The sequence below is a fragment of the Vibrio sp. ZF57 genome, from assembly GCF_001691235.1.
Lineage (GTDB): Bacteria > Pseudomonadota > Gammaproteobacteria > Enterobacterales > Vibrionaceae > Vibrio > Vibrio crassostreae_C.
In genome coordinates this window covers 49743-62187 of the sequence record NZ_MAKD01000019.1, presented here as the reverse complement: position 1 = coordinate 62187, position 12445 = coordinate 49743, and the positions used below count along the sequence as shown (strand labels likewise).

The 12445-nt window shown below is 44.5% G+C and carries 12 protein-coding genes; 4 read left to right on the top strand and 8 right to left on the bottom strand.

Going from position 1 to position 12445, the window contains the following annotated elements; translation table 11 throughout:
• Nucleotides 1-8: 8 nt before the first annotated feature.
• The 5 genes from A6D97_RS02565 to A6D97_RS02545 form a co-directional block, all read right to left on the bottom strand.
• Nucleotides 9-656 carry a 3-keto-L-gulonate-6-phosphate decarboxylase UlaD gene (locus tag A6D97_RS02565; protein ID WP_017064001.1) on the bottom strand — a complete coding sequence of 216 codons (648 nt, stop codon included), beginning with the start codon at nt 654-656 and terminating at the stop codon, nt 9-11.
• Between the two features lie 4 nt (nt 657-660).
• The gene (locus tag A6D97_RS02560; protein WP_017064002.1) at nt 661-1482 is read right to left on the bottom strand and encodes a pyridoxal phosphatase; all 822 of its coding nucleotides are present in this window, start codon (nt 1480-1482) and stop codon (nt 661-663) included.
• 87 nt (nt 1483-1569) lie between these two features.
• Nucleotides 1570-2268: an L-ribulose-5-phosphate 4-epimerase gene (locus tag A6D97_RS02555; protein ID WP_017064003.1), complete on the bottom strand. Its 699-nt coding sequence runs from the start codon at nt 2266-2268 to the stop codon at nt 1570-1572.
• A gap of 10 nt (nt 2269-2278) precedes the next feature.
• Nucleotides 2279-2746, bottom strand: coding sequence for a PTS sugar transporter subunit IIA (locus tag A6D97_RS02550; RefSeq protein WP_017069724.1), 468 nt, complete (start codon nt 2744-2746; stop codon nt 2279-2281).
• 66 nt (nt 2747-2812) lie between these two features.
• Nucleotides 2813-4651 carry a PTS ascorbate-specific subunit IIBC gene (locus A6D97_RS02545; RefSeq protein ID WP_065583764.1) on the bottom strand — a complete coding sequence of 613 codons (1839 nt, stop codon included), beginning with the start codon at nt 4649-4651 and terminating at the stop codon, nt 2813-2815.
• 339 nt (nt 4652-4990) lie between these two features.
• On the opposite strand from A6D97_RS02545, the gene ulaR reads away from it, so the two are divergent.
• The 4 genes from ulaR to A6D97_RS02525 all read left to right on the top strand — a co-directional run bounded on the left by ulaR (nt 4991) and on the right by A6D97_RS02525 (nt 7913).
• Entirely contained in the window at nt 4991-5746 is a 756-nt protein-coding gene (ulaR, locus tag A6D97_RS02540; protein ID WP_017064005.1) for an HTH-type transcriptional regulator UlaR, read from the top strand.
• A gap of 120 nt (nt 5747-5866) precedes the next feature.
• The gene (ulaG, locus tag A6D97_RS02535) at nt 5867-6934 is read left to right on the top strand and encodes an L-ascorbate 6-phosphate lactonase (RefSeq protein ID WP_017060922.1); all 1068 of its coding nucleotides are present in this window, start codon (nt 5867-5869) and stop codon (nt 6932-6934) included.
• Nucleotides 6935-7002: 68 nt separating this feature from the next.
• On the top strand, nt 7003-7245 hold the full coding sequence (locus tag A6D97_RS02530) for a hypothetical protein (protein WP_017065673.1): 243 nt from the start codon (nt 7003-7005) through the stop codon (nt 7243-7245).
• Nucleotides 7246-7451: 206 nt separating this feature from the next.
• The gene (locus tag A6D97_RS02525; protein ID WP_017060924.1) at nt 7452-7913 is read left to right on the top strand and encodes a hypothetical protein; all 462 of its coding nucleotides are present in this window, start codon (nt 7452-7454) and stop codon (nt 7911-7913) included.
• A 43-nt stretch (nt 7914-7956) separates the two neighbouring features.
• Here the strand turns inward: A6D97_RS02525 and A6D97_RS02520 are convergent, their stop codons facing one another.
• From A6D97_RS02520 to A6D97_RS02510, 3 genes are all read right to left on the bottom strand, one after another.
• On the bottom strand, nt 7957-10188 hold the full coding sequence (locus tag A6D97_RS02520) for a hypothetical protein (protein WP_065583763.1): 2232 nt from the start codon (nt 10186-10188) through the stop codon (nt 7957-7959).
• A gap of 431 nt (nt 10189-10619) precedes the next feature.
• Nucleotides 10620-10958, bottom strand: coding sequence for a hypothetical protein (locus A6D97_RS02515; protein WP_017060926.1), 339 nt, complete (start codon nt 10956-10958; stop codon nt 10620-10622).
• A 240-nt stretch (nt 10959-11198) separates the two neighbouring features.
• On the bottom strand, nt 11199-12419 hold the full coding sequence (locus tag A6D97_RS02510; protein WP_065583762.1) for a crosslink repair DNA glycosylase YcaQ family protein: 1221 nt from the start codon (nt 12417-12419) through the stop codon (nt 11199-11201).
• Nucleotides 12420-12445: the final 26 nt, after the last annotated feature.

Genomic DNA, 12445 nt, shown 5'->3' with positions numbered 1-12445 from the left:
AACGCCTCCTAATTCCAGTAACGGTCGATCTGAGCTTTTAGTGCTTCTGCTGTTTCTTTACCTTTTTCACCCGCAAGTGCGCGACCTGCAATAAAGGTTTTCGCTTTAATGCCTTCAAATAGGTAAAGGTCTTCAGGCACGATGCCACCTGTGATAGAAAGCTCGATGCCCATTTCAGACAATGCACGCATCTTCACAAGATCTTCTTCAGTCCAGCCCACACCAGCTAATTCAGCGTCACGAGAACGGTGATAGATAGCTTGAGAGATACCTAGGTCGACCCAAGATTGAGCATCGTCCATTGTCCAATTGCCGTAAATTTCGATTTGTATTTCACCGTTAAATTCGTCAGCGACTTTCTTACACGCACCAATGGTTGCGATGTGTGCAGCCGCAGAAACGGTTATCCAATCAGCACCCGCTTCGAATGCCATTCGAGCCAAAATTGCGCCGCCATCGGTGGTTTTCATATCGCACACAAGGATATGGTCTGGGTGGTTTTTACGAAGGGTAGAAACCGCTGTCATACCTTCAGCAAAAGCCAAAATAGTGCCCACTTCAATCACATCAACAAAGCTTTCAACGTTGTTTGCCACTTCAATTGCGGCAGGAAGATTTGTTTGGTCTAGGGCGATCTGAATCATTGGTTTAGTCATGTTGTTATCCTTTAATTTGTTCACGTATTAGACGGGCTAAGCCATCATGGTTGTTATCTGTTGAGCACACGCGTTGAACGTGTGATTTGACGATGTCATCAGCATTGAGCATCGCTACACCGAATCCGGCGTACTTAATCATGGATATGTCGTTGTGGTTATCACCGACGGCAATGACGTCATCGGCGTGATAACCGAGTTCTGCGATGTATTCAGCAAGGCGTAGGCCCTTACTGTTACCTTTTGCAGCAAAGTCGATTCGGTTTGACCAAGAACGCTCACCGTTGAAGTTCTCTCCTATCCATGGGTGTTGCATTAAACGGTCGACGGAATCTTGGCTCCCCTCTACCACAAACTTCCAAACGTGTTCAGCTTGTTGAGCTGTTTCTATGAATGATTCCACTTGGTAAATTTGTGGGCGATGTTGCTCTGGTGCCGTTTCAGCCCAGCTTTCCAATGCCAACATGTAGGCAAATGGGTTGTACTGTGAGTACGTCATGGCATGAGTTATATACATCACCATCTTGAGCTGAAACTCGTCAGCCATGTTAATGAAAGTAAGTGCCTTATCTTTCTCTATGGCGTTTTGAGTCAATACCGTTTCAGTTTGATAGTCATAAACATAAGTGCCGTTACAGCAGATGATTGGAGTATCTAGCCCCAATTCGTAATAGTAAGGTCGTGCTGCTGTGTGGTGTCGGCCAGTAACAATCATGACGTGACAACTTTGTTTGGCTTCTTGAATCGCCTTTTTTACTTCTGGATGAATCGTGTGATCATCCTTTAACACGGTTCCATCGAGATCTAACGCCAGCACTTTATACATAGAGTCCTCTACTTATTCCCTGAAGTCGGGCCTAATCAATATTGAAGCTACTTCGAATAGAAACGACTTACTTAAACGAAATCCGATTTACTGTTGGCCGTAATAAGCATTTTCACCGTGCTTACGTAAGTAGTGTTTGTCGGATAGTTCTGGCTGAATTTTGATGCCGCTATTCAAGGTGCGCGTTGCCAACGCCATTGCCGACACTTCTTCTAATACCACCGCGTTATGAACGGCGTCGTTGGCATCTTTGCCCCAAGAGAACGGCGCATGTCCTGCAACAATCACACTTGGAACGGCCATTGGATCGATTCGACGTTGCTTGAACTCTTCAATAATCACCAAGCCAGTATTTTTCTCGTACTCTTCAGAAATTTCAGAGTGAGACAATCGACGTGTACATGGGATGTCACCGTAGAAATAATCAGCGTGAGTGGTGCCTAAGGCTGGGATGTCGATACCCGCTTGTGCCCAAATGGTGGCACTGCGTGAATGCGTGTGAACAATGCCACTCACTTCAGGGAAAGCTTTATAGAGCTCTAAGTGCGTTGCGGTATCGCTTGAAGGATTGAGTTTCCCTTCAACAACCTTGCCTTCGAGATCGACGACCACCATGTCTTCAGCCGTCATATCACTGTATTCGACACCTGATGGTTTAATCGCTATCACTCCGTTAACACGGTCAAACTCAGAGACATTACCCCAAGTAAATGTCACCAAACCGTATTTCGGAAGTTGCAAATTGGCTTCTAAAACACGTTGTTTCAATTGGCTATATTTAGACATCGTTGCCTCCTTACGCCGCTTCCGCTTGAAGCAATGCAGCATCAATTAAACGCGCCACTTCTTCTGGGCTTTTGCACGCGCGAAGTTTTGAGAAGTCTTCATCGAATTCAATCAAGTTCGCCACTTGCATGGTGCCTTCGATGTGCTCTTCTGAGTCCTTACCCGCTAGTGTTATCAGCACATCTACAGGCTCATCAACACCTTCAAACGTAATTGGCGTTTCAAGCACGGTTAGCGCAAACCCAGTACGAATAACACCGTCTTCAGGGCGGCAATGAGGCAGTGCGAACGCATCGTGAATACAGATATAAGGGCCTTCTTCGCCAATCGCTTTAGTAATCGCGTCGTAGTAACGCTCTTCAGCCACGCCCGCTTTCACCAATGCGTCAGTACCTAGCTTAATCGCCGCTTTCCAGTCAGCTGCTTTTGCGTTCAGTAGGATAGAGTTATTCTTGATAAGAGATTCTTTTAAGTTCATGTTATTGCTCACTTATATAATTGTTTTTATTGGCTCAGCAGTGCGACACCACTGAGCCGTTTTTAATTATTTATGGAAGTTGTTCTCGATGATGGAAACAAGTTCGTCGCCGAAAGTTTTCACCATAATCATGTTCTTAACCGCTAACTGTTGCTTACCTTCCGGCAGACCCGTGATCTTCGCTGCAAGAGCAACCGAAGTAACGATGATGTCGAATGAACCAAGGTGTGATTTGTAATCAGTGATGGCGCTGTTAAAGGCCGAGCTTGGGATGCCTTTCTTGTCCAAATACTCTTTGATTTTCTTAGAGCACATCATTGAAGAACCTTGTCCTGAGCCACAGCACACTAAGACACGAACCGGTTTCTGGTCAGCGGCTGGTGAGATTCGAGTTTCTGATGTTGTAGAAGCTGCCGTTGTTGAAACAGATGGTGCTTCAGCGGTTGCTGTCGATTGTTGTGGAACCGCGACTTCAACCTCAATACCTTCAGGCGTTACTGCGGTCATTGTTTCAGCAGCAGCTTCTGCGTCTTCTTCAGCTCGTAGTTGCTTAGAAGCGAAGTACATGTAGATGCCAGCCAAAGCCAAAATCACAAAGAAGAACATGCTAGAGCTTGAGATACCTTGCATGATTGGTGGGAATACCAGAGCCCAGTCAGCCATGCCCATCCAGCCATTAAACTCAGTACCTGATTGAGCGAAGATATGGATTGCCCACGCAGAGCCAACCACTTCGATGATGCCCATCACGAAACAGATCTTCATCACCGCTTTCCAGCCACCAAAGTGGTTAGCAAACACACCGATAGTGGCGTTCGAGAAGAACATTGGGATAAAGCCAGGAATGATCATGATTGGTGCGTCAAACGCTAGCATTGCAAGAACAGCGGTGAATTGACCCACTGCGCCCCACATGAAACCAAATACCATTGCGTTAGGAGAGTAGGCGTAAATAGCAGCACAATCGATTGCTAAAACAGCGTTAGGAATAAGGCGTTGAGAAATACCGTTAAATGCCTCGGACAGTTCCGCAACGAACATGCGAACACCAGTAACGATGACTTGAATGGCAACAGCGAATTTCAAACCAGTTTCAAAAATGTAGATAAACCAGTGCGTTTTACCTGCCATGTCCTGAAGGTTATCAAGACCGAACGAAAGAAGAATAATGCCGAAGAAGCCAGTCATTACTAACGTTGTTGCAGCGATACTGTCGTGGAAAATGTGTAACCACTTAGGCAGTTTGATGTGGTCAACACTGTCGTTCTTGTCGCCAAGCTTCGGTGCAACCTTGGTGGCTACCCATGAAGCAAACTGTTGTTGGTGACCAATCGAGAAACCCGCACCACCAGTGACTTCTTGAGTCGGCTTGAACATGATGTTTGAGGAGATACCCCAGTACAACGCCATCAATATTGCTGAATAAATAATGGTTTCCCACATACCTGCACCAAGCACGAAGTAGAAAACAGCAATGAGGCCAGCTTGCTGGAACATGATATGCCCAGTCAGCATGATGGTTCTGATACCCGTAATACGTCGGAAGGCAACAAGTAGAATGTTTAGCCCAAGAGCCAGTAATACTGCATACCCAACCCAAGAGTAGTTGTCGCCCATGGTTTCCATGGTGGACATCATGGAGGTGTACGGGTCAATTACCGATCCCGTTAATCCATGTATTTCACTCATTTTTTCAATAACCGGTTTAAAACCCGCTACCAATGTTCCTGCACCTACCTGCACTATCATGAAACCAACGATGGTTTTAATAGAGCCGGAGATAACAGTTGTTGCGTCACGTTTTAGAAGGATGTAGCCGAGACAAGTAACAAGACCGAGTAGCAACGGTGCTTTGGTCATTACCTGACTGTAAAAAATATAGAAAATATCGTATAAGAATTCCATATCTTTACCCCTGATTGATTTTTAATTTTAATGATTTGTAGGATGTGATGATTCTAGTTTTGCTCACGAACTAGACTTTACCAATCAAAAGTAATCATTCAATGCTCACTTGTGATTACTTTGATTTATATCAATTAACCACACCCAGAATGTGCTTAATTGAGCTTTAGATCACACGTAAAAATTATAAATACAATAAAATCAACCACTTATAAAACATTGTGATTAATATCTGGTTTTTATAGCGATGTGGTTTGACAATCATGATGGTGATTATTAGAATCAAAACAAATCAAAAGTAATCATTAAATTGTCACAACGACAAAAAGAGTGATAAATATGAATGAAGTACAAAGACATAACGGCATCTTGTCGCTGTTAGAAGATATGCAGACAATCAACGTCTCTCATATTATTGATAAATTTAGCGTTTCTCCTGCTACTGCTAGGCGCGATATCGCTAAGTTAGATGAAGTTGGCCGACTTAGAAAAATTCGAAATGGTGCGGAACGAGTAGAAACTCAGAAGAGAAAGTGGTCACCACTGAATATCAACAGCACTGAGTTCTATGAAGAGAAATCAGAGATTGCTCAAGCAGCTGCAGGGCTTTGTCAGGCTGGCGATACAGTCGTGATCAACTGTGGTTCGACGGCTTTCCTACTCGGTCAGCAATTATGTGGCGATGACGTTCAAATCGTAACGAACTACTTTCCACTCGCAAGCTACTTGATCAACGAAGATCATGACGATGTCATCATCATTGGTGGTCAATACAACAAAGCGCAGAACATCTTTCTAAACCCTGCCCCTAATTCATTAGGCGGCTATGCGGGAAACTGGATGTTCACCTCAGGTAAAGGCTTAACCGATGCCGGGCTGTACAAAGCCGACATGTTAACGGCCGTAGCCGAACAACAAATGCTCGAACAGGTCGATAAGCTTGTCGTCGTGGTCGATAGCTCAAAAGTTGGACAACGTACCGGAATGCTCTTTTGCAGCACCAAGCAAATAGACATTGTCATCACCGGTAAAGACGCCAATCCCGAAGTCGTAAAACTGATTGAAGCTCAAGGGACGCAAGTCATCCTAGTTTAAATCGCAGGGCTAACTAGCCCACCAATAATAATAAATTTAGCTCAGTGCCTTAATCCAAATTAAGGCGCTCGGCTCCCTACATCCAAAATTAATCAAATTATTGAAATAAAAGGTATTATCATGAGCAATGTAAACGAAATCACTCGCGAGTCTTGGATCCTAAATACATTCCCTGAGTGGGGCACATGGTTAAATGAAGAGATTGAACAAACAGTTGTGCAACCGGGTACGTTTTCTATGTGGTGGCTGGGTTGTACAGGTATTTGGCTAAAATCAGAAGAAGGTGCAAACCTATCAATGGACTTCTGGTGTGGTACTGGTAAAAAAACACAAGCCGTTCAAAAAATGAAAAACCAGCACCAAATGATGCGTATGGGCGGTGTGGAAGCACTTCAACCAAACCTACGTACCGCGATCTTCCCATTGGACCCTTTCGCTATCAAAGAGATCGATGCAGTTATGGCATCTCATGACCACGGCGACCACATTGATATCAACGTTGCAGCGGCAGTTCTACAAAACTGCGGCGACCACGTTAAATTCATTGGCCCTAAAGCGTGTGTTGATTTATGGATGAAATGGGGTGTGCCAGAAGATCGGTGTGTTATTGCTAAAGTTGGCGACGAGATCAAAATCAAAGACGTGAACATCAAGGTTCTTGACGCATTCGACCGTACAGCTCTAGTGACACTTCCTGAAGGAACATCTTCCCTAGACAAAGAAATTCTAGACGGAATGGACGACCGTGCAGTGAACTACCTAGTAGAAACAACAGGCGGTTCAGTTTACCACTCTGGTGATTCTCACTACTCAAACTACTATGCTAAACACGGTAATGACCACAAGATCGACGTTGCACTGCTTTCTTACGGTGAGAACCCACGTGGCGTAACAGACAAAATGACATCTTCAGACATTCTTCGTGCTGCTGAGTCTTTGAACTGTGAAGTAGTTGTTCCGTTCCACCACGACATTTGGGCTAACTTCCAAAATGACCCGCGTGAAATCGAAATGCTGTGGAACATGAAGAAAGAACGTCTTCAATACGGCTTCGCACCTTTCTTCTGGCAAGTTGGTGGTAAATACACATACCCAACAGATAAAGGCCGCATGCACTACCAGCACTTCCGTGGCTTTGCAGACATCTTCACAAATGACCCAGAACTGCCATACCGCGCATTCTTGTAAACATTAAGAAAAGCACTAACTAGGGAGCAATGCGCTCCCTTTTTTTATCATCGAATAAGGATGTTGATATGGTATTACGTGAGTTCAAAAAACATTTCAGTCGTGGCGACCTGAAAGCAGCAATTGGTGTCGTGTCCCCTGGAGCTAATGGTTATTACTTAATGGTCAAAAGTCATAAGTGGGGAGTAAACAGCTTTCTTGAATCCGACAGAAAAATGCAACCCAGAGTATTCAAGACTCAACAAGCTTTGTTGAACGCCGCTAAAGCGATCGGCTTTCCTTACCACTCGATCGATATCCAACATCTCTAACCGCTCATATTCCGATTAAATTAAGATCGGAGAGAGCCGTTATTCCAGCGGAACAAGCAAACCATTCGCCTAGCGAATAAAAGAAAACAGAAAGCATTTATTAATCCACTCGATAAAAATAATTCTTACAATTAAGCGTTTATATTCATTAATAATATTGGCGGCGGGCGGCATAATAGCCGCGAATCCTTCTAACGAGTTTGGTTATGTTCTACAAGCGTCTTTTGGTATTGGCTTTACCGCTTACTTTTGTGTTTCCCATCCATGCTGAAACGTTTGGTGAGCGAATGGCGCGCATCGAACAAGAGAATGTACTGGCGAAAACCATGAGTGAAGAACAAGTTGAATTGATACAAAAAGTCGTACAGACCAACCACTGCGCTAAAGTGGCGTTAACCCATCACCAACGCATTTTGGGCCAATATAAGGTTGAGACATCTTCTTCTGAGTTATTCGTAAAATGGCGTCAACTCGGTAAGCAGTTAGACGCTCAATACGAGACAGATTACCCCGGCTACCCTAAGCACGCTTTTCAAGAATATCCTGCGGCTTCAAGCAAAGTCGATGGCTACCTTTTTGCTTTAATCGACAATGGTTTAAACGAGCAATCGTGGATCGCCAAAGAGTTTAAGCAGTGTAAAAAGAATAAGCTCATATCCCGAACCTAAGCTCTAGTCTGCTCTGGTTCGAGAGTACTCACTCACATTGGTTCTAATAAAGTAAGAACAGCCCTTCATAACCGCCAATTTCGATTTCACTCACATAGTCACCAACGTTACCGTTGGCATCAACAGGTTTCATTGGAACATCCAGCGCGATGGTGAGTTTTGCCGCGTCATAAAAGCTCGGATTCTTACCGTGGAAATCCGTGCGATACAACACACGACCATTGCTGAACTCTCTCGCTAACACCATGTCCTCAGGGCCACCAGCAACCACCTGATTTTCAGATTGATACATAAAGTACGTGAACGTCGGTAGAACGTGAGTGATACCATTGGGCAGATCAGCATGCACCATTTCGTTCATCGAGGAATCGCCAACGATGGTGTAGTCAGCAGGCTGAGGTGTCGTTGTCGAAAGCATCAAAGGAATCGGCGCAAAGCCATGTGGGATTTGATGACTCGGCTCTCCCAAGTCAACGGCCAATAACGAACTGGGTTGGTAGGCGATGTTTTTAGGGACACCACTTTGCCAGAAAGTGTCAGCCGTCGTATTGCCACTTCCATAGACGTAACCATTGTTCCACTGATTAAAGTAGCTATGTTGAGCGTGTCGATTGAGGTGGTAGATCGCTAGGGTCGAGTATTGGTCTTGCTTCCAATTATCTTCACTATTTCCAAGATACTGAACTCGCCCATAACGCGTTGTCGCCTGAAAAATAACACTTTGCCCATTGTAGGCGAGCGCAGAATTATCCCAGAATTTTGAGAGCCCCGAGTAACCACTAAACCCAGTAGACGGAAAAATGTAGTGCTCGCGTAAATACAGAGAGCCCGCCTCGCTAAGATGAGACTGTCCATTTCGACCCAGTAAGTTCGCGGTTCCGATATTCAACCCAATCGACGCATCACTTTCTAAAGCAGAAAGATTTTTGAGAAACGCTGAAAATTGTTGCTTGTAGAGATCATCCGCTTGATTCGAACCCGCAACAGCTCCTAACTCTTGAACATGCCCGCCAGAGTGAACATAGAACTGGTTCGAGCCAATGAGTTTATTTGTGTCGTCGTTGTACGCACCATTCAAACCTTGTCTTGCCCAGCTTTGCTTGTAGTAGCGATGAATAGCAGATAGATAATCCGCGTTTGCGACGTTCGTTAGCGACCAAGATGAGTTAGCGCTCCACATTCGACCAAATGGCACCACTCTTGATTCCCAACGAAAACGTGCTGTCGCGTTCTTATTGGTTCGATTTCGATACTCGCTTGGCGACAAGTAGTTATCACCATCTAGATCTGCAGACACATCAAAACCACGGATTTTTCGCCATTGGCTGATAGCATTGCCGTCCGGGGTTGAAGTCGGAGCATCGGTTAACTTGACGGTTGGAAAACTGTTTTTGAGTTTTACTTCTTTTAAACGCGGCCTGTCGTCGGCATTCTCACTTTGCCAACGAACTCTCACAACGTATAAGCGCCCACCATCTCTCAAAAAGGTTGAACCAAAATACTGGCCGCCGCCATAACTCGCACCGCTCCCATCATGAGTTGTAGCTCTTAACCAGTTATCCGGAAGGTTCCAGATCACCGATTGGTTTTTGGTCATATTGAGCGTTTTGTCTTTCTTTACATCAAGCCTTTCCCATTGTGAAACCCTACCCTGAGAATCAATAGCAGTTGGGTATTCAATCCAAAATTCACCGCTGCCAGCAAACTGTGAGAACTTAAAGGTCAGCCGTTCGAACTGTTCAGCATGATAGACATACAAAGCCCCACCCTGTTCGAAATTCTCAAACACATCGGCATCCCACGGAGGCTCTTGATACAACCAAAAACCAGCATGGTCTTCACTGGCTGTATAACCCAAGATCATAGGTTTTCGGTTTAAAAGGGTCTTTTCGCCATGAGTTTTATCAACTTCGGCAATGACAGTATCTTCAGAAAAGTGCAGGAAATAGTCTTCGAAATTGAGGCCTTCTAACTCAGCTTGGTTACGGAGATCGTTCTCCAACCAACCCGAGTTCATCGCCATGACTTGGTTGTACATATAACCAATTGTCGTGGCCCGCTCATTGTCGGCTTTGTCGGCATAAGCTCCGAACACAATATCACTGTTGGAAATTTCCCAATCAATGACGGCATTCGTAGATAGTGGGGAGCCCGAAAGATCAACACCCGCTTCATGTTGCCCAGGTAATACTACCGCTGTACCAACGGCAAATGAGTGACTAGCAACCAAGTATGATGGTATGAGCGCTAGTACCCAAAGAATGTAGGTTTTCATTATCAAAAGTTCCTAATCGATACTGTCATGCCTTAAATCACAAAACGAAAAGTCAGCCAACTTACGTGTCAATTTAGGAATCAAAATACGAAAAAAGTATCGACTACATGGCTCTATTGTTCAAGTGCTCGTCTGTCTTGTTTCATCGGTGGCAAGTAAGACGAGCAAATGCCGATTCAAAATCAATGCATTAAGGAAAATATAAGTTTTTGTGATTTTAATTTTATTTGGAAACCAAGTATCTCCGGCTAACGAGAAATCAGCTCAGATTTTCTCAAAATGAGAATAATACGGTTTGGAAGATGAGAAGTTATCAGAGCCTAGAACTCAGAATAGGACTTGGATTTGCTGTATCGAATCTCAGTTTGAGCGCCACACTATTGAAACTCAATTTGGATAGGCTGTCTAAACAAGAACGATGACAACGCTCCTTAAAGCCTCTTGTTCCACTTCCCTTGATGGTCGCGATCGCAATTTTCTTGCGTATCGTAGCTAACATGCTTATCGATATTCTTCAGTTGAATTCCAACTTGATTGAACGCTTGTTGAATAGCCCCTGAGACACTCTGTTGACCTTCGCCACTTAAGAAGTTCGTTCTATCCTGATTGGTATCGAATACACAGACAATTTTCAAACTTTGCGGAAAAGAGGAAAAGTTGACCGAGTGAGTCACCCACAAAAAACCATCGAAGCCTTTCAGCGTGTCTTCACAAACGTCAGTTAACACGTCTCTGATTTGATTCTCGATTTTCTTATCTGATTTACGCATGCGGCAAAGGTCCTATTTAACACCTTAAAAAATAAGGTTTTTCGGTCAGTTTCGTACTACCTGATATTGGACACTGTGGCGGTTTCAAATGCAAAGTATTTATTGGGGAGAGTCGACTGGAAGATATAGAGGAAACGCCTCATGTTTGATAGCTTACGAGGCGATCAAACATGAGACGAGTATAGAATTTACTAAAACATTAGCTCGCCGCTTGTTCCCAATCAGTTAATAACTTCATGATTACGCGAGAGTCTTGGTGGGTTGCCATTGGCTCATCAAGCGCTTGCCAAGATCAGAAGGTGTAGTGTAATGGACGATCATCTCATCACATTGGTTGAACACCATGAAGTGTTTAAGCTCATCGCATAAAGCGTGAACCAATGACTCATGGTTTCTAATTCGCTCTTCAACAACCAAGTTGCGAATATTGAGTAAACGGGTCTTCCTGTCGACCTTACAATCCATTCGCGCCACCAGCTTACCTTGCCACAGAATCGGTAAGCTAAAATAACCAAACTGACGCTTGGCCTCTGGAACATAGCATTCTAGGAGGTAATCAAAGTTGAACAATGATTGCATTCGCTTTCGTTGAATCAGCAGGTTATCAAACGGAGACAGTATCTTAAGCTTGGTTCTGGAAAGAGGTTGATTCAGCAGTTCAAAAGCACCTGGCAGGACATAGTAATCAGAGCCTTGAATATCTACTTTCAGAACCTGCTTATCTTCAAGCATCTGTTGGAGTGCTCTCTGAATCAAAGGCTTTGTGTTCTTGAGTAGGTAGCTCATTTCCGACGCTATTCCAACTCCGTTAGCCTCTAAATAACGTGTTATCAGATGCTCGATGTACTCTTGTTCTGTCGGCTCAGAGGTATCAATTCCGCTCGGTAAAACTCGCTCGGTTAGGTCATACACCTTATGAAAGTTAACTCGGCTTGGCACCATTAAGTCGCCTTGCATGAACAATGTTTCTAATGCTTGCTTGGCCGGTTTACCGCCCCAACCGCCGGGGTTTGGCCTATCCCCTTCAAAATCTTTCGCCATCAACGGCCCTTCATTCTCAATACGTTTGAGAACATGAGCCATCAGTGCGTCATTCTTTTTATACCAATGCTTGAGCTTACCGCTCGCAAAGCCATTCTTGCGGTGTAGGCTGAATCGGAAGTCACGCATGGGTAAATACGCGGCGGCATGCGACCAATACTCAAATACTTCTCGACGCTCTAACAGCTTATCAAGATGGTTCAGTTGGTAATCTTGATTGCGATTCCAAAGCGTGTGGTGGTGAGCTCGCTGAATCACAGAGATGGTATCAATTTGCACATAGCCAAGGTTTTCAATCGCAGACAACGTGTTCGCCAAAGCGCCCCCATTGCGTTGCTTTTTAGGTGGCAACTTCTTAGGCGGCAGCTTTTGCGAAAGCAATACCAGTTTTTGCGCTTGAGCGAGTGACAGTGATTCCATGAAATTCAGACTCTAATTGATAGCAA